The sequence below is a fragment of the Prevotella denticola genome (genome assembly GCF_900454835.1).
In the GTDB taxonomy this organism is placed as follows: Bacteria; Bacteroidota; Bacteroidia; order Bacteroidales; family Bacteroidaceae; genus Prevotella; species Prevotella denticola.
Genome location: NZ_UGTM01000001.1, coordinates 1,392,555 through 1,411,744 on the forward strand (window position 1 = coordinate 1,392,555; position 19,190 = coordinate 1,411,744).

At 53.6% G+C, this 19,190-nt stretch carries 13 protein-coding genes; 8 read left to right on the plus strand and 5 right to left on the minus strand.

Annotation, left to right across the window (positions count from 1 at the left end; genetic code table 11):
• Window positions 1–46 precede the first annotated feature (46 nt).
• The 3 genes from DYH27_RS05855 to DYH27_RS05865 are packed head-to-tail and all read left to right on the plus strand — an operon-like array spanning window position 47 to window position 3,002.
• A complete protein-coding gene (locus tag DYH27_RS05855) occupies window positions 47–943 on the plus strand; it encodes a glycosyltransferase family 2 protein (protein ID WP_025068324.1) in 897 nt (298 codons plus the stop codon).
• Window positions 892–1,884, plus strand: a complete 993-nt coding sequence (locus tag DYH27_RS05860; RefSeq protein WP_036860737.1) for a glycosyltransferase family 2 protein — start codon at window positions 892–894, stop codon at window positions 1,882–1,884. The genes DYH27_RS05855 and DYH27_RS05860 overlap by 52 nt, the downstream gene beginning before the upstream one ends.
• 23 nt (window positions 1,885–1,907) lie before the next feature.
• A complete protein-coding gene (locus DYH27_RS05865) occupies window positions 1,908–3,002 on the plus strand; it encodes a glycosyltransferase family protein (RefSeq protein WP_029216645.1) in 1,095 nt (364 codons plus the stop codon).
• A 599-nt stretch (window positions 3,003–3,601) separates the two neighbouring features.
• Here DYH27_RS05865 and DYH27_RS05870 read toward each other — a convergent pair.
• The 5 genes from DYH27_RS05870 to DYH27_RS05890 form a co-directional block, all read right to left on the minus strand.
• A complete protein-coding gene (locus tag DYH27_RS05870; RefSeq protein WP_025068322.1) occupies window positions 3,602–5,119 on the minus strand; it encodes a glycoside hydrolase family 10 protein in 1,518 nt (505 codons plus the stop codon).
• Window positions 5,120–5,272: 153 nt separating this feature from the next.
• Complete coding sequence (locus tag DYH27_RS05875) at window positions 5,273–5,710, minus strand: hypothetical protein (RefSeq protein WP_013671063.1); 438 nt, start codon at window positions 5,708–5,710, stop codon at window positions 5,273–5,275.
• A gap of 24 nt (window positions 5,711–5,734) precedes the next feature.
• A complete protein-coding gene (locus DYH27_RS05880) occupies window positions 5,735–6,127 on the minus strand; it encodes a hypothetical protein (protein ID WP_029216646.1) in 393 nt (130 codons plus the stop codon).
• Between the two features lie 71 nt (window positions 6,128–6,198).
• Window positions 6,199–6,747 (minus strand): RNA polymerase sigma factor, encoded by a 549-nt coding sequence (locus DYH27_RS05885; RefSeq protein ID WP_025068320.1) that lies wholly within the window; start codon window positions 6,745–6,747, stop codon window positions 6,199–6,201.
• Between the two features lie 45 nt (window positions 6,748–6,792).
• Window positions 6,793–7,104 (minus strand): T9SS type A sorting domain-containing protein, encoded by a 312-nt coding sequence (locus DYH27_RS05890; RefSeq protein WP_025068319.1) that lies wholly within the window; start codon window positions 7,102–7,104, stop codon window positions 6,793–6,795.
• Window positions 7,105–7,383: 279 nt separating this feature from the next.
• Between DYH27_RS05890 and DYH27_RS05900 the strand changes: the two genes are divergently transcribed.
• From DYH27_RS05900 to DYH27_RS13665, 5 genes are all read left to right on the plus strand, one after another.
• On the plus strand, window positions 7,384–9,078 hold the full coding sequence (locus DYH27_RS05900; protein ID WP_004352950.1) for a putative transporter: 1,695 nt from the start codon (window positions 7,384–7,386) through the stop codon (window positions 9,076–9,078).
• An 848-nt stretch (window positions 9,079–9,926) separates the two neighbouring features.
• Complete coding sequence (locus DYH27_RS05905; protein ID WP_025068318.1) at window positions 9,927–12,926, plus strand: SusC/RagA family TonB-linked outer membrane protein; 3,000 nt, start codon at window positions 9,927–9,929, stop codon at window positions 12,924–12,926.
• Between the two features lie 15 nt (window positions 12,927–12,941).
• Window positions 12,942–14,564 (plus strand): RagB/SusD family nutrient uptake outer membrane protein, encoded by a 1,623-nt coding sequence (locus DYH27_RS05910; protein WP_025068317.1) that lies wholly within the window; start codon window positions 12,942–12,944, stop codon window positions 14,562–14,564.
• 32 nt (window positions 14,565–14,596) lie between these two features.
• A complete protein-coding gene (locus DYH27_RS05915; protein ID WP_025068316.1) occupies window positions 14,597–16,318 on the plus strand; it encodes a BACON domain-containing protein in 1,722 nt (573 codons plus the stop codon).
• A gap of 12 nt (window positions 16,319–16,330) precedes the next feature.
• Window positions 16,331–19,186 carry a S8 family serine peptidase gene (locus DYH27_RS13665; RefSeq protein ID WP_029216647.1) on the plus strand — a complete coding sequence of 952 codons (2,856 nt, stop codon included), beginning with the start codon at window positions 16,331–16,333 and terminating at the stop codon, window positions 19,184–19,186.
• Window positions 19,187–19,190: the final 4 nt, after the last annotated feature.

The following is a 19,190-nucleotide window of genomic DNA, read 5'->3' on the forward strand; positions in this document are numbered from 1 at the left end:
ACGGATATAAAAGTTTTTTATTATATTTGCATCAAACAATGATTGCATGAAACTGTCCATCATCATCCCCATCTATAACGTTGAAGATACACTCAGACGCTGTCTGGGGAGTGTACTGGGACAGATGGACGACAGGATGGAAGTGATCATCGTTGACGACGGATCGACGGATACCTCGGGACAGATTGCGGAGCAGATGACAGCTGGGAGGACTGACTGCCGGTTTATCCGCCAGGCCAACAAGGGACTCTCTGCAGCAAGAAACGCAGGAATAGAAGCGGCGACAGGAGAGTACATCACCTTTGCCGACTCGGACGACCTTGTTGCCAAAGGTACTTATACGGCCTTGCTGGCCGTACTTGCAGAACATCCTGCCTATGACATCCTTGAATATCCCGTCATGCTGCATTACGGATGTCCTGCCAAGCAGCATCTGCTGACTTTCCCTGACGCCGTAGTCGGTTCCATCCGTGACTACTGGCTCTGCGGAGGTCACCTCCACACGTATGCCTGCAACAAGCTGTACCGCCGTGAGCTCTTTGCTGACATACACTTCCCCGAGGGCAAGGCATTTGAGGACGCATACACCTATCCTTTCCTGCTGCAGCGTGCCAAGGTGGTGGCGACGACCTCCGTAGGACGGTATTACTACTGTCACAACGACAGGGGAATCACGGCACAGGCCGGGGGAAAGGAGCTGACCGACCTGCTGGAAGCGCATCTCACACACCTACATCTATGGGGCAGGCTGACACGGGACTATTACCAGGCACTGCTCAACATACAGATGGATGTCTACGAGGCAACACACGCTGCCCCCGTCCTCCCTGTCCTGCCCTATAAAGGAACCCTGAAACTCTTTGTTCTCCACTTAATAGGATTAAAACGCTTATGCCAACTCAACCGGTTTATACACAGAATAAGGAAAAGAAGCCGCTCGTAAGTTTCATCGTCACTTACTGCAACGAACCCATTGCCATGCTGAAAGAATGCCTCAGAAGCATTCTGGCATTAAGTCTGAACGAATCGGAACGGCAGATCATCATCGTGGACGACGGCTCGGACCTCTCTCCCATCAACGAGCTGATCACACTCACAGACAACATCATCTATGTTCGCCAGCCCAACCGGGGACTGAGCCGGGCACGCAACAGAGGCATGGAACTGGCCGAAGGCAGGTTCATCCAGTTTGTCGATGCCGACGACTTCCTGCTGACAAACACCTACGAACAGTGCCTCGACATTATCAGGTACAAGGAAGCCGACATGGTGCTCTTCCGTGCGACAAGTGCCGAAAAGTCTGTTCCTCTGTCCGAGGCGGAAGGCCCAGTGGGCGGAACGGAATACATGACCCACCACAACCTGCACGGCAGCGTATGCTGCTATCTCTTCGGGAGAGCCATCCTGTACGGCCTGCGCTTCACGGAGGGTACGCTGCACGAAGACGAGGAGTTCACGCCGCAGCTGATGCTGCGGGCGGAAAGCCTGTATGCCACCGAAGCGAAAGCCTATCATTACCGTACACGCCACGGCTCCATCACCCACCGTACTGACAGACGATGGAAGATGCGCCGTCTGTCGGATGCCGAGCAGGTAATCTGCCGCCTGAAGGAAAGGGCGGACTATCTCCCTGTCAAGGAACGTATTGCTATGGATCGGCGTATCGCCCAGCTGACAATGGACCTTATATACAACGTGATGCTACTGACGCATGACGAGACCCACCTCAACCACGTACTGCAACGTCTGGCGCGGCGCAGGCTCTTCCCCCTGCCCGACAAGGGCTATACGGCCAAATACAGGTACTTCAGGAAGATGACGAACTCCGCCTTGGGGCGCAAGATGCTGATGATGGCATTGAGGATAAAGAAACACCCATTATAACCGTGGATTTTGAACCGAGACGCATGAAAATCCTTCTCTTAGGCGAATACAGTAACGTACACAATACGCTGGCACATGGACTCCGCAAGCTGGGGCATACGGTGACGGTCGTGTCAAATGGGGATTTCTGGAAGAATTACCCACGTGACATTGATGTCACCAGACGGCCGGGGAAGATCGGCGGTATGCTTTTGCTGGCAAAGATTTACGCCCTGCTGCCCCGTCTGCGAGGCTATGATGTCGTGCAGTTCATCAATCCTTTGTTCTTTGAACTGAAGGCGGAACACCTCTTCCCGCTCTTCCGTTATCTGAAGAGGCATAACAGGAAGGCCGTGCTGTGTGGTTTCGGAATGGATTACTACTGGGTACACACCTGCTCAACGGCGATGCCCCTGCGTTACAGCGACTTCAACATCGGCAATGAACTGCGTCAGAACAAGGAGGCAATAGCCGAGAGAGAGGATTGGATGGGTACGGACAAAGAACGTCTGAACCGACTGATGGCAGAGCAATGTGACGGAATCGTGACGGGACTCTACGAGTACTGGCGATGTTACAAACTGTGTTTTCCGGCGAAGACAATCTTTATCCCTTTCCCCATCATCGTAGGAGAAGCACCGGTCATCGCTGATGAAACGCCGGAGAAGCTGAACCTCTTTATCGGAATCAGCAAGAACCGTTCGGCTTACAAGGGGACGGACATCATGCTGCGGGCAGCCGAAGCCGTCAAGCAGCAGTACCCCGACCGCCTCGACCTCACCGTCGCAAGCGGACTGCCTTTCGCCGAATACGTACGCACGATGCTCGGCTCTGATGCCATCATGGACCAGCTTTACAGTTACACACCGTCTATGAACCCTCTGGAGGCCATGGCACACGGCATCATCTGTATCGGTGGCGGAGAACCGGAGAACTACGAAATCCTCCACGAGACCACGCTCCGCCCTATCATCAACGTCCTGCCGACCTACGAGAGCTGTGTTGCCGAGCTTACCCGGCTCGTCACCCATCTTGACCTCATCCCCCGGCTGCGCCGTCAGAGCTACGCCTATGTCCGCAAACACCACGACCACATCAAGGTGGCCAAGCAGTACGAAGCCTTTTACCGGTCGCTGTAGCCGGGCTTCATACGCATTGTCCTTTCAGTTTTTACTCATTGCAGCAATTGATCCGATAAAACAGCAATATGTAAAAACGAACTTACCACAGTCCGGATATGATAGATACCGGACTGTGGTAAGTTCTTTGCTGACAGTCTACTTACGACTGCAAGATGCTATTTGACAACATAATTTTCTATCCAAGGAAGACAATGAGCAAAAAAACCTCCATCTCGGAAACAGAGTGATAAAATCTGTCTGAAATGCGAAAACCCATCCCTTGTATGTGCCTTTCATGTCACTACAGAACTTTTCAAGAAATTAGCATTTATCGCAATATAAGTTTTTATTTTGTCTGCTGTCATTTTAACATTTCTCTCCAACATTCTGTATATAAACATTTTAAATTTGAGAGAAGCGTGACGGAAATGACAGGAAACATCGTCAGGGCCTGTACCCTGTCTAAGCCATATCCTAAAAATTCCACGCCGGTCTGTCGTCGATATGGATATTGTCAACTCGTTGTGCTTCTTCAGAACCTACCTGAGGGGAATTCATCACACACGCATCCGACAGGGGCAGATGAACCATAAATAAAAAAACAGAAAGGTGAAGCTTCAAAGCTTCACCTTTTTCTTTTTCCCTGTACTCTCATTGCTCATGCGGTCGAGCGCAGTGACGACATAGATGTATTTTGTTCTGCCGTCCTTGTAGTCGAGCCGGAGTCGGTTGTCGTAAGGCATACCGACAATCTTGGACGGATCGTCCGTATCGAGCGGTTCACCGGGCAGGAAACGGTAGACGACATAGCGGTGGGCTTCGTCCTGCCAGCCTTTCCCTTTCGGTGCTTTCCACGTGAGGTAACAGCCGTCACGTTCATGTTTCGCCTTTACCTTCTTCGGTTTCGACGGAGCATCACCGTCAATGAAAGGCATGAGCGGCTGCAAGGCAGGATAACGCCAGTAGTCTGTCCGCAGGAGCGTTCCGTAGTTGCCCGGGTTGTCTACCACCGCCTTCGCATACCACAGTACGGTTCCCTGCACATTCGCTGTCTGTCGGTGCAGGCGGTGTTTGGCGGGAAGCTGGTGGGAGGCGGGGTTCTGCGGGTCGGCATACTTCACCGTCCGGAGCACATCCTCGCCGATGTAAAGCGGACGGTTGGCGGCCTTGCGGTTCCACCAGCCGATGAGTTCCTGATAGTCGGCGGCTCGGTTGCCGATTTCCCAATAGAGCTGCGGTACACAATAGTCAACCCATCCGTTGTTCACCCATTTGAGCACGTCGGCATAGAGGTCGTCATAATTCTGCAGACCGCTCGTCCGGCTGCCGTTCCTCGGGTCGCTCTTCTGGTTGCGGTAGATGCCGAACGGCGACACACCGAACTTCACCCATGGCTTCCGCTGGTGTACCGATTCGCCCAGCTGCTTGACGAAGAGGTCTACATTGTCGCGTCTCCAGTCTCTTATATCAGTGAATCCACGGCTGTCATGCTGGAAGTCACGCTGGTCGGGAATGGTCTGACCGGCAGCAGGATAAGGATAGAAATAATCGTCGATATGGATTCCGTCGACATCATACCGGCTCACGATATCGTCGACCACTCTGCAGATGTAATCCCTGTTCTCGGGCAGGGCCGGGTTGAGAATATAGAGTCCGTCATAAGAGAAGATGCGGTCGGGATGGGTAACCGCAATGTGGTTTGCAGCCAGCTGGCTGGTCGTCTTCGTCTTGGCACGGTAAGGATTGATCCACGCATGAAGCTCCATACCCCGCCTGTGACACTCGTCTATCATCCACTGCAGCGGATCCCAGTAAGGCGACGGAGGCGTACCCTGCCGTCCCGTAAGGAACTTGCTCCATGGTTCGTACCTGCTTGGATAGAGCGCATCACACTCTGCACGCACCTGGAAGATGATGGCATTCACGCCGTCCTTCTGCAGCTCGTCCAGCTGATAACACAACGTACGCTGCATTTCCTGTGTGCCGATACCTTGGAACTGTCCGTTCACGCACTGTATCCATGCACCACGGAATTCCCGCTTCTTAGGCTGGCTCTTGCCATAGGCCATATTACCGATGCCGATGAGCAAAACAACGGCAAACAACAACTTCGAGAGAGGATGGATTAGTCTCATGTATTCTTCAATTTGTTTTCAAGGAAAGGAAGAAAGTGGAAGGAAGTAAGGTAAGAACTCTTAAATCCCTACTATTTACTTCTGTACATTTTAGATTCTGCTTTCTCGTCTTTTACTCCCTTGTATCTTTATACTTTCCTCGACCTTAACTTTTTACATTTTCATCTTTGGTTCTCCTCCTGCCATTTTTCGGAATGTCTGGCGGTGAAACCTGCGTTCAGCCTCCAGCACCTGCATCAGCTTCCTGCCCGGAATGACCCTGAGCATTTTCCGGTGATAATGCTGTTCCATCTGACGCAGCTGTATTTCAAGGCCGTCCGCCTTTTCAATCAGCCTGCAGGCCTCCTGGTCGGACGACGGCTTCGCATTATGCAGCGTCCGCAGCCGGTCGAAGACAGGACGCTGCTTCGCCATCATCTCGTCATAGACAGGGAACAGACGTGCCGCCTCCTGCCGGGTTAGTCCTGCTTCAACCGTAATGAACCGGTGCAGTTCTGCCCTGAACTTATCGGGATCGAACCTCCGCTGTGCGCCCATTGACACAAAGCAGAGGAAGGCACAGAGTGTCAGTATCAGTTTTCTGTATTTCATAATTCGCATACGTAATACCATCAGCTAATCATCCGCCATATAGGCATACATATCGTCTTCATCCATCATGAGGTAGTCGGCCGCCTCGTCAAATTCATCCTGCGATGTGACGGTCTGTTCCTTGCCGGTTCCCGACCTGCTGAAGGTCCCGGTCATGCTGCCCTCCTTCGGGGACAAGAACATGGAATAGGCCAGGAAGCCTGTCAGCACCACACCGACCGTCATCGCAGCAGCTGCCAGCGGACGCAGACGGCGCACAAGCACACGGTACGGTTTCTCTGCAGCAGACTTCTCTTTCCGTTCTTCTGCCGGCAACTGTGCCATGATGCGTGAAGGAAGCCGGGAGAAATAGTCGTCCGGAACAGAGAAAGGCCGTTTGCTGCCATATACGGATTGTAGCTGATGTTCTGACTCCATAGGAATTCTGCTCTTGGATATAAATTAGACTCCGGCAAGGCGGATCGGTTTAAACGTCGGAGCGGGAAAATCTACTCATGCCGCTTTACATAATCCGTAATCTTCTGCACGGCGATATGGTAAGAGGCTTTCAATGCACCCTCACTCGTACCGAGCACCTCGCTGATTTCAGAATATTTCATCTCGTCATAATACCTCAGTGTGAACACTGTGCGCTGCACGTCAGGCAATGTTGCAACGGCTTCCTGCAACAGGGCCTGACTTCTGTCACCGTCGAAATACGTATCGGCCAGAAGCCGGTTGGCAACAGAAAGGTTGGCATCCGCACTTGCGAGTGTCGCCGTCTTCGCATGACGAAGGAAATCAAGAGCTTCATTGATGGCTATCCGGTAGAGCCATGTAGACAGCTTCGCCTTTCCCTCAAAAGACGGCAGGTTCTTCCATGCCTTGAGAAACGTATTCTGCAACACGTCATCGGCATCGTCATGTGTCAGGACTATGCCACGAATTTTCCAGTACAACGGCCGGCTGTACTGATTCACTATCATGGGAAAGACCTTTCGCCTTCCTTCCGGACTCGCCAACAGGCGGTCCATTTCCGACTCATCGAGGGGAGACACTGTCTTTCAGAAACGGATTATCGCATCAGGAGTACAGGCAGTCTCTTAACGCACCGAAATTTTACGGACGATCCTGCCCACCTTGACGATGTAACATCCTCTGGGCAGGCTGAGTGTATAACGCTTGTCGTTTCCATCGACCTTCACACTCATTACGCGTACCCCTGTCACATTATATATATACAGCAGCTCGTCTTCCGCACCCACAACGTGCAGCACGTTTCCTGCTATGGACACCGAGACCGTCTGGAAGTCCTGATCGATGGCTTCCGTCTCCGTGCGTGCCTGCACCGTGACAGCTCCCCCGAACGAAAACAGGAATGCAAACAGGAAAGGAGTAAATATCTTTCTTACCATAGACGTATGCTTTTATTGTCCAACTACAAAGATAACAACTTTCGAGACACATACACCTATTTTATTGTCTCAACAGCCGATTTTTTAATGTTAATTAAGCAATCGCTGCCGCCTGCATCCGTCAGCGGCAGGTCTAAAGGCCCGGAAGCCCCATCCATACCCTCCTCGCTGTCCTGGGACAAAGAAAGGAAGATTTTAGGCACAAAGCGTCAAAATGACTGTCAAAGATTAGTTTATATGCCTTTTAATCATTATCTTTGCAACCGATAAATAATACTTATGGACTGGTTAATTCAATTATTTCAGACACAGGATTCAGTGGCACACATCGTGCTGCTCTATTCCATCGTAATCGCCTTAGGTGTCTATCTCGGAAAAATCAAGATCGGAGGCATCTCACTCGGCGTCACCTTTGTGCTTTTCGTCGGCATCATTGCCGGACACATCCACTTCACGGGACCACTGCCCGTGCTGAACTTTCTACAAGACTTCGGTCTGATCCTTTTCGTCTTCATGATCGGTCTGCAGGTAGGGCCGGGCTTCTTCGAGAGTTTCGGAAAAGGCGGACTGAAACTGAACCTCCTCTCGTCAGCAGCCATCCTGCTGAACATCCTCGTGATGTTCGCCTGCTATTTCATCTTTTTTGACACCGCTGACGACAAGAACCTGCCGATGATGGTGGGTACCCTATACGGTGCCGTGACGAACACGCCGGGACTCGGTGCTGCCAACGAGGCACTGCACAGTGTCTTCAAAGACGGCATGAACTTCGACATCGCTTCGGGCTATGCCTGCGCCTATCCGCTCGGTGTCGTGGGCATCATCGGTGCAACCATCGCTATCCGGTACATCTGCAAGGTAAACCTCAAGGCAGAGAACGACAAACTGCTCGAGGAAGAGGCGGAGAACCCGAACGCCAAGCCGCACATCATGTACCTGAAGGTGGCGAACGCCTACATTGCAGGCCGCACGCTGAAGGAAATTTCCGAGTTCCTCAACCGTGATATCGTCTGCACACGTATCATGCACAACGGCGTGATCACCGTTCCGATGCGCGACACCGTCTTCGAAATGGACGACGAAATCCTCATCGTCTCTGCCGAGGTGGATGCCAAGGCCATCCAGGCTTTCATCGGTCCAGAGATTACCGTCGACTGGCACGAAGAGGACCAGCCGCAGAAGATGATCAGCCGCCGCATCGTCATCACGAACAGCTCGATGAACGGGAAGACACTCGGCAAGATGCACTTCAGTTCCGTGTACGGCGTGAACGTCACACGCATCAGCCGCCAGGGCATGGACCTCTTCGCCGGGCGCAATCACCACTTCATCGTCGGCGACCGCATCGTGGTGGTAGGGCCGGAAGAGAATGTGAACCGTGTCGCCGAAATGATGGGCAACTCGGAAAGACGTCTGAACACGCCGAACATTGCAACCATCTTCATCGGTATCCTCTTCGGTATCTTTTTCGGCAGTCTGCCCATCGCCATTCCGCAGATGCCCGTACCGTTGAAACTCGGTCTGGCAGGCGGTCCGCTGATCATCGCCATCCTCATCGGCCGCTTCGGCTACCGGATGCACCTCGTCACCTATACCACTACCTCCGCCAACATGATGCTGCGTGAATTCGGCCTGGCGCTCTTCCTGGCGTCGGTGGGCATCAAGGCCGGTGCCGGCTTCTGGGAAACGGTAGTACAGGGAGACGGTCTGAAGTATGTCTACACAGGCTTCCTCATCACGATCATCCCCATCCTCATCATCGGGACGATCGCCCGCCTCAAGTACAAGTTCAACTACTTCACCATCATGGGCATGCTGGCCGGAACCTATACCGATCCCCCTGCACTGGCCTATGCCAACTCCATCTGTGCAGGTGAGGCACCTGCCATCGGCTACTCGACGGTCTATCCGCTCAGTATGTTCCTCAGAATCTTTACCGCACAACTGATTGTTCTGTTCTTCTGCAGGATGTAGAGGGGGCGGACCGACAGCCTGGCGGGAGTTACAGGCATCCCACTGTGGAACGGGAAAACCTGCGTCTGAAAAACGGCAATGCCTGAAGCCTACGGAAAAAGGCTGCGTCAAATATCTCAAATACAGAGATATCTGACGCAGCCTTTTTTCATGTTGACACAATGACCGTGAAACGCACCACCTACAACGAACCGTATGACCTGCCTGAAAGCAGATGAGAAACGCCCTGTTTCTGTCCTTAAATTTTACGCCATACATCACCCGCTTAACACCCGCCCCCATACTTCCTCCGCACCGGAAGAGACACGGCCGGAACGTATAAGGAAAGGGAAATGCCGAAAGGCTGTATTCAGCTTATAACCAGACAGATAATCCATGTGCAAAAAACGGTGCCCAATTGCAGTGCAAACAGGCCTTACTTGGCGGCCAAGTAAGCCTTACTTGGGACGCTATCAGGCGTTTGTTGGAACGCCGTCAGTGGACAGTCAGAAGACGGACAGCCGTCCTTTACACTTCCAGAGGAGAAAATAACAGAGAAAGAGGGAGTAGTCTATGCGTTAAATGTAAAGGTAATTCATAACATATCCTCTTCTCACACAGGAAATACAATCGTCCCGGGAAAACTGCAAAATGCCATAAAATACCAAACAAGCATTCAAAAAAAGTGTAATTTTAGTTTGTACTTATAAAAATTATACATATATTTGCAGGCGAATTAAGGTTTACGGCTGAAGTGATCAGTCCTGATCTATACCAATAGTCTTTTAGAAGAATTGGATTAAACTTATTCTGTAAACATGGGCTGATGCCTGTGGAAAACAATAATCAACCTAAATTATTGCATTTTTATGAAATTGAGAATTTGGATGTTGACCCTGTTCTTGTTCATCGGATTGAGTCCGCTTTGGGCACAGACAATATCCGTAAAGGGAAACGTCGTGGATGAAAACGGGGAGGCTTTGCCCGGTGTTAGCATTATTCCGAAGTCGGCTCCGAAATCCGGAACCGTGTCTGACATCGACGGCCGGTTTACCGTCAGCGTGCGGAGCGGAGAGAAACTTACATTCAGCTTCGTAGGCTACAAGAGCATCGAGCAGGTTGCCGCACCACAGATGGACATCAGGATGGAACCATCGGACCAGATGATGAACGACGTGGTGGTGGTCGGCTACATGGAGCGCAAGGTAGCCAACACGTCGGCATCAGTGGTGAAAGTAAGCGCAAAGGACCTTGCCATGAAGCCTGTCGCCAACCCGCTGGATGCGGTACAGGGAAAGGTGAGCGGCCTGCAGGTGTTCTCTTCCTCAGGTGAGCCTTCCGCCCGTCTGTCCATGGCCCTGCACGGACAAGGGTCGCTGGGAGCCGGGACAGGCCTGCTCGTCATCATGGACGGAATGCAGGTCAGCATGGCGGTACTTCAGGCGATGAACCCCAACGACATCGAGAGCGTGCAGTTCCTCAAGGATGCCGCAGCCACGTCTATCTACGGTGCGCGTGCGGCCAACGGTGTCATGTACGTCACCACAAAGCACGGAAAGACGGAAACACGTCCTTCCATCAACATCAGAGCACAGTATGCGGTGTCGTCGCTGGCTAACTCCGACTATTTCGACCAGCTGATGAGCGGGCCGGAGCTGCTGCGATACTACCAGGAGACCGGCATTTACACTGCCGACGAGATAGCCACCTTCAAAGACAAATATTTCAAGGAGACCGACTTCAAATGGTATAAATATGTTTACCAGCCGGCACCGATGTACACTGCCGACGTCTCCGTGGCAGGCGGCACATCAGCCGTGAGATACTATCTGTCGGGCGGCGGACTGAGTCAGGACGGACTGCGCATGGGTTCCAGCTACAAGAAGGTGTTCGGACGCATCAACCTCGATGCGAAGCTCAACGACTGGATCCGTGCCAACGTGAACACACAGGTATCTTATGATGACACACGTGTCTCCCCCTTCGGCAACAACAACGCCGTAGGCGGAGGACTGGCAGCCATGAATGCCCCATTCGCCTCGCCCTATGATCCAGACACAGGGAAAGAGCTGGAACGTGTACCCCTGCTCGACATTGCCACGCCGTCTCATGTCATCTCGACAAATCCCGCCAAGACCAACGCCTTTATCCTCTCGGCCAACGGCAACCTGACCATCACACCTGTCAGAAACCTGACGCTGCGGTCGCTTGTCGGACTGGAGCTGGATTACGGCAACAGCCGCTCACGCACCCTTCCGAGCTATTACCGTGCCTACGGCAACGGAAGCTCAGAACGAGGCTATACCATGGCATCCAACGTTACCGTCACCAATACGGCTGCCTACAACATGGCCTTCGGCGACCATCATCTGACGACCCTGCTGGGACAGGAGTATACCAACTACAAAGATGACGGATTCTCGGCAGGCGGCTCCGGCATCCTGGACGACCGCCTCTACCTGCTCAACAACGTCACGAAGAACAAGTCGGTCGGCGAGGAGACGAACGGCTATGCCTTCCTTTCATTCTTCACACAGCTGTCCTACGACTTCTCCGAACGTTATTTCGTCGACCTCGTCTTGCGCAATGACGCCTCTTCACGCTTTGGAAAGAACAAGCGCAACGGACTCTTCTGGTCGCTGGGTCTTTTGTGGAAGGCCAAGAAGGAGAACTTCCTCAAGAACGTGGAATGGATTGACGAGCTGGACCTCAAGGCCAGCTACGGTACACAGGGCAACTCCTCCATTCCGCCTTACAGCACGGCGGCATACGCCGGGAAGGTAGGCCAGAAGAAAGGCGACATGAGTCTGGGATTCGTCAGCCTCGGCAATCCGGACCTGGGATGGGAACACCAGAGCAAATTCACCGTCGGCGTGAAAACACGCCTGTTCAACAGGCTCGACCTGAACATAGAGTATTACAACCGTGTAACAAGCGATATGCTCTTCGAGGTGCCGCAGCCTTATTCCTCCGGTCTGCCAGTCGGCAGCGCAGGTTATCCCACACGCTACGAGAACGCCGGCCGCTACCTCAACCATGGCATCGATTTCCAGATGAACGTCGACCTCCTGCGTGGACGCGACTGGGGTATCTCGGCCAACATGAACTTCAACTACAACCGTGACAAGGTGCTTGAACTCTTCGAGGGCCGCCAGACCTGGCAGGAACCGGGCGGGCAGCTCGCTTACATCGTAGGCAAACCGGTCACCTTCGTCGTACCGCTGTACAAGGGCGTGAACCCCGATACGGGTGTTCCCGAGTGGTACAGGCCGGGCAAGGACAAGTACCAGACGCACAGAGATGACAAGGATGTCGTCAGCGAATGGTCAAGTTCGCTGGACCAGAATACGGGTGTGAACGCCTATACGCCATTCACCGGCGGATGGGGAATATCCGCCTATTGGAAAGGATTCTACCTCACGGCCGATTTCTTCCTGGCTCTCGGCAAGCACATGCTGTCGGTAGACAAGCAGTATTATGAGAACGATTACTTTGTCCGTGACAAGAAGGACAACTCGAACGGATCGCGCCGCCTCTTCGACTACTGGAAGAAGCCGGGTGACAGAACAGAATTCCCCTCACTTGAATGGGTGCGCGACCCGGCCCACCAGAGCACTTATGTCGACACGAAGATGCTCGAGAACGCCTCGTTCATGCGCCTCAAGAACTTCACGCTGGGCTATGAACTTCCACACAAGATGCTCGGACACCAGAATGTCGTACGGTCTGCAAAAGTCTTTTTTACAGGGCGCAATCTGCTGACATTCACGAAATTCCGAGGCATAGACCCGGAGGTGAACCGCAACGTTTCCTATGGTGTAAATCCCAATACCAAGCAGATGAGCATCGGTGTGGAAATCGGTCTCTAACACGAAAACATAACAATGAACACGCAAATGAAAACAACGAAGATATTATTCTGGGCATTGACGCTCATGGTCACTCTCCAAGGATGCGATCTCGACCGTGAGCCTGCCGACTACATCGACTACGCTGCCTCATACCGCAATATGCAGGATGCCAGGAAATGGGACAACGGCATCTACTCGACGCTCCGCGGCAAGTTCGGGGGCGGATACATCCTGCCGCAGGAGGCACAGGCGGATATGCTGAACGCCCATGCGGCCTTCGGAAACCTGTACGGAGAGTTCCATGGATGGAACATCAAGCCGGAAAGCAATGTGCTGCAGGAAATCTACCATTCCTATTATAACGCACTGATCGATGCGAATGTCGTCCTGACACTGCTGCCCGGACTGGAGGCAGGCAATGCGGAGATACCGGTGAAGAACCATTATCTGGGCGATGCCTATTTCGCCCGGGCGTTCTATCACTTCAATCTCGCACTGCGCTGGGGCATGCCCTACCAGGAAAGCACTGCCGACAAGGACCTGGGAGTCGTCCTGGCATTGACCCCGGGGGACTTGAGGAAGTCCGCACGAGCTACCAACGCACAGACCTACGGCTTGATTCTGTCCGACCTGCACAAAGCAGACTCGCTGCTGAGCGACCTCCCCGTCATGCAGGGCAACAGCGAAATAAGCGCAGATGCGGTGAAAGCACTCCGTGCACGTGTCTACCTGTACATGGGTAACATGGCGAAAGCCTACGAGGAGGCCAAGCAGCTGATAGACCGCGGCACCTATCCCCTCATCAAGCCGTATCAGGCAAAGCTGAACAGTGAGAACAAAATTGATCCGCGTGAAGATGCCTTTGCACAGATGTGGTTCTATGACAACGGCAGCGAACAGATATGGCAGCCCTTCGTGGACAAGGAGAATGAAATCGCCACTACCACGGGACTTTACGGTGCCGACCTTTCCACCGCTACCTACTGGGATGGCAAACATGATGCGGGAAAGACCGGCGATTACAACAAACCGGCTTACGTCCCGACACGTGAGGTAATCAACAATCTCTTCTCCGGTGACAACGACCACCGCGCACTGGCACTGTTCGAATTTGTCCGCACTACGGTGAACGACATGAATGTGTCGGCACAGCTCTATGTCATCGCCAAGTTCAAGGGAAATCCCAACTATGCTACACTGAACAGTACTCACTGGGGAGGATATGTGCCGAACGGCAACCAAGCCCCCAAGCCCTTCCGCATCGCCGAGCAGTACCTTATTGCCGCCGAGGCGGCCTACTGTCTGGGAAACATGGGCGAGGCGCAGCATTACCTGAACCAGCTCCGTATGTCACGCGGTGTTCCTACCACCAACCTTGTCGGTGACGACCTCTACAAGGAAATCAAGGAGGAACGGGCAAGGGAACTGGCCTATGAGGGCTTCCGCCTCTGGGATCTGCGCCGATGGAAGCAGGGCGTCAGCAAACGGACTTTCCAGGGACGCGAGAACTATTACCAGGTGCCTGCCTCGTTCTTCGCCGGCGGATATAAAGTGAACATAGAGCCAGACAACTATATGTTCGTATGGCCGTTCCCGAAGAATGAACGGCTGATTAACACGAACATCCAGCCTAACCCGGGCTGGGAAGACAAATAAGGATGTATCACGCAACAAACCAACAATACGCTATGCACAAGAAAATAAGAATATGGGCGTTACTCATGGTCGTCCTGATGGCGGCAGCCTGTCAGAAAGACCTTACCCTGGGCGGGCTTGACAATGTCGTCTCAAGTGACATACCCTCCGTCACCCTCAAGCAGAAAGGCGAGACCGTAGCCGTCGACTTCGCCTCACTCGGCGACGAGTGGCAGATAGAAAGCGGTGCGTATGCTTCATGGCTCACTGCCGTGAGAAAAGGGGCACTGCTCGAACTGACCGCCGGTGCCAACGAGAGTGCGGAAGAGCGGCGGGCAAAGGTCGTATTGAAGACACCAAGCGGACAGCAGATACTGACTGTAACACAGTTCGGCACCGATCCCGTCATCGCCGTCGACGGAAGCAACGGCACGGAAATCTTCAATCACGAAGCACACCCGGCTGTGGAACTGAAGGTCATCTCCAATTCAGACAACTGGACCGTCGAGCAAGTCGACAAGGAGAAAAACAGCTGGCTTACCGTCAGCACCGACCCGAAGGAACGCAAACTGCGGCTGAGTCTCACCTCCATCGAGCGGAACAGCCAATGGGCGCAGAGCAGCCGGAGCGAAAAACTCTTCCTGACCAACGGCAACAAGCACTATCTGCTGACCGTAACGCAGAACGGATTCGTACAGTTCCAGTTCCCGGTATGGGACCTTGATAACTTCGACATCAACCGTGTCACCGCACTTGAAGAAGAAAGGAACAATCATCGGGACAAGGCTTTCGAAATCGATTCCCTCCTACCATGGGGGACGGACACCAAAAAAGCCTTCTATGCCTTCCACTCTCCCGGAGAGCAGGCACCTCACATCCTCTACCAGCAGAAGAACTATGGTACGGATATGTTCTGCGCATGGCTGAAAGCCCCCAAAGGGAAGACCTTCCAGAAAGAGTCGTATGACAGCTGGCTGAAACAGAACAACTTCAAACCGGGCAACAAACAGCGGATTGACACGGAGACACAATACTACAGCGACGACATTGACAAGACCCGCCTGATGAACGTCTACAATTCCGTAGACAACTACAAAATGCACGGCGGCATCTTCCAGAGTGCCTGCATGCGGTATATGGAGTCCTCCAACGATCTGAAGTTAGACGGCAACGGAAAGGTAGAGACTTTCCCGCTGTTCCCCTCAGCCTACCTGCACAACAAGGCCTTCAAGCTGAAAGAAGTAGTCGAGTTCGAACGCAAGCGTGGAATGAAACCCGACTTCAACAACCTGTACAACAACGAGAAGGTAACGGCCACCACCGAAGACCCGCTGTGCAAGTACTCCCGCCTGCTGTTCGTCCCGGAGAATGCAAGCTACGATCCGGGATCACTGGCCAACGTTATCTACTTCTTCAACTGGCAAGGCGTAACCCCCGAGGACAAGGATGCCGGCCTGCTGCCCGACGCTGAACTCAGCGGGACCGTAGGCTCCTGCCAGGTGTTCTACATGGGTGGCGAGGTGTTCTACAACCGTGAGGAAGAAGGTACACCCGGCGTGTACTCATGGTACACCTACACCCTGCCCACCAGCACCCGGCGCGCCATCGAGAACAAAGGCTACAGCCTGGTGCGCGAGGCAAGTGGCGGATTCGTCACCTACTACCGAGGGGACGAAGACCTGATCGATATGCGCCCGCAGGAGACACGTACCGTCATCAGCTACTACAAGAGCAAGCACTATGTAGACATCATCAAGAAAAACCTTAACTATTAGACATCACACACAATGAAGAAGTTCAGCAATCTATACATACTGGCTGGTATCATGGCTCTTGTCATGGGACTTTTCTCCAGCTGCCACGACGACATGCTTCCGGAACAGAACAGTCCGGACCAAGCCGCACAGACTTCTGATGATGCTTTCCCCTGGGAGCCGGGACTGGCGTTCATCAAGCTGAAAGCCGGTGTCACACCCACTACACGCGCCGCCACACAGACCGTGACATGCGCCCAGGTGTTCGACAATGCGAATGTTAAGGTAGAACAGATCTTCGACATGACCAGCGAATATGCCAGTCTGAAACGCGCACGCGGACTGGACCGCTGGTTCGTCGTGAAATTCGACAAAAGCAAGGATGTCGCCGAAGTTCTTAAAGAACTGAACGACGACCCGGCCATCGAGAAAGCCCACGGCAGCGTCAGGATTGTACCGGAAGAAACGTCCTATGCGTCCGTCACACGTGCTCCGATACAACCCGGCCAGCTGACGGCCGCCAACGACGGAAAGGGCTACATGAATTTCAGCGACCCTTACCTGCAATACCAGTGGCATTACACAACGACCAACGACGTGTACCAGACCTTCAAGACCGGAGCTGACATCGACCTCTTCCCCGCCTGGCAGAAGGAAACAGGCGACCCGCATGTAGTAGTCGCCGTCATGGACTCCGGAATCGATTTCACCCACGAAGACCTGACTGGATCGGCATGGGAGGGGAAGGACCCCAAGACAGGCGAGACCATCCACGGCCGGAATTTCTGGGCGGCCGAGACCGGCAACGGCAATCCCAATGAAATCATTCCGGGCGGACACGGAACACACGTGGCAGGTACCATTGCGGCACGGAACAACAACGGAATCGGTGTCTGCGGTGTGGCAGGCGGCAACGGCAACCCCAATTCCGGCGTACGGCTGATGAGCTGCGAAATCTACGGACACGATGACAAGAACGAGACGGCCACGACCGACTATATCGTCAAGGCCTTCGAATTCGCTGCCGAGAACGGCGCATCCGTAATGAACTGCTCATGGGGCTATGGTTTCGACCGCAAGAAGTACCTCAACAACGAGAACTTCCAGAGCATCTTCAAACACCAGTTCGACCTGCTGAAAGAGGGAATCAATTACTTCACCGACTATGCCGGGTGCGACCCGCAGGGCAAGAAAAAGCCTGAATCCTATATGAAGGGAGGACTGATCTTCTTCGCCTCGGGCAATGATGCACAGTACGACATCGACATGATTCCAGCTTCCTACAACCGGGTGGTAGCCGTAGGAGCCATCAACAGCATGGGCATTCCCACCGACTACATGAACAAGGGGCCGTGGGTGGATGTCCTTGCGCCGGGCGGCACCACGGATGCCGGAGAAGTCTACAAGGGCGTGTTGAGCACTGTTCCAAAGAACTTCGTGAACCTGTCCACCGGTCCTTATCCCAATACCGACTTCACCTTGCCCGACAATCCGAACTACGCATACGCCCAGGGCACATCAATGGCAACACCGCACGTGACCGGCATCGCCGCACTGGTCGTCTCCAAGTTCGGCAGGAACAATCCCAACTTCACCAACGATGACCTGCGCCGCCGGATTCTCGGTGCCGTCAAGCCGGCCAGCCCCTATGCCGTCAAGTCCGATGCCAACCTTGCGGGCAAGATGGGTGTCGGCTTCATCGATGCCGATTTCGCCCTGTCCGATGCTGAAACGGTAAAGCCGGAAGCACCGGTCGTCACCGTGACGGATTACTCAGCAGATGCAGAAAAAGGCTATTACGACGCCCAGATCAACTGGAAGGTTACGGCCGACGAAGATGCGCTGAACCCGCAGCACACCGCATTCTCCTACGACATAAGACTTTACAAGAAGGCCGACCAGACCCAACCCATACAAAGCCTTATGCGCTATTCATACGAGATGCCTGTCGGGACACCGATGGAACAGACGTTCACCGGTCTGGAGACAGACGTGGACTACGTGGTGAAAGTGGTGGCGTGCGACCGCTTCAACAACCGGTCACAGGAGGCGACAGCCGGCTTCAGGACAAGACTAAACCATGCCCCCGTCTTCACGGAGACCATAGACGAACCGCTCCGCCTGCTCGACACACAGTCCTTTTACCACAAGCTGCTGCCCGTGAAAGATGAGGACGGACACTCCTGGACCTATACGACTTCCGAACTGCCGCAAGGCGTTGAGCTGAAGCGTTCGGGCAATACGTTCGACCTGCTCATAAAGGTGGGCAAACCCGGGAAATATGCTTTTGAGGTGACACTTACCGACCAGCTGGGCGGACAGACCATACAGAAATTCGCCTATGAAGTCGTTGCACACACCGCCCCTACGGTAACGAATGTGCTGGGCGACGTTTCTCTCTTCGAGCAGGGCGAACCCATCCACATCAATCTGACAGACGCCTTCACGGCGATGAGCGGACGCAAGATGAGCTTCCAGGCCGTGTCCGACGACGAGGAAGTGGTGAAGGTGGCCGTGAACGGCTCGGAACTCACACTTACCCCCGGCAGGAAAGGTACGGCAAACCTGACCGTCACCGCTGTCGACGGGAACAAGCGGACAAGTGCGACCGTCAAGGTACGTGTGACCGACAGGAACGCTCCGGACGCACACGCCGTCTATCCCATCCCTGCACACAGCTACATCAAGGTGCTCATGCGCAGCAATGTCGACAAGGTTCATGTCATTGTCACCTCGGTACATGGACAGAAACTCATCGAAGAGACCCTGACCCCTGACAGCCGTACACACGAGATAACCCTGGGCATAGACCGCCTTGTACCCGGTACGTATTATCTGCTGCTCAAGACGGCACGTCTGACAAGCAAGCACACTTTCATCAAGAAATAAACAG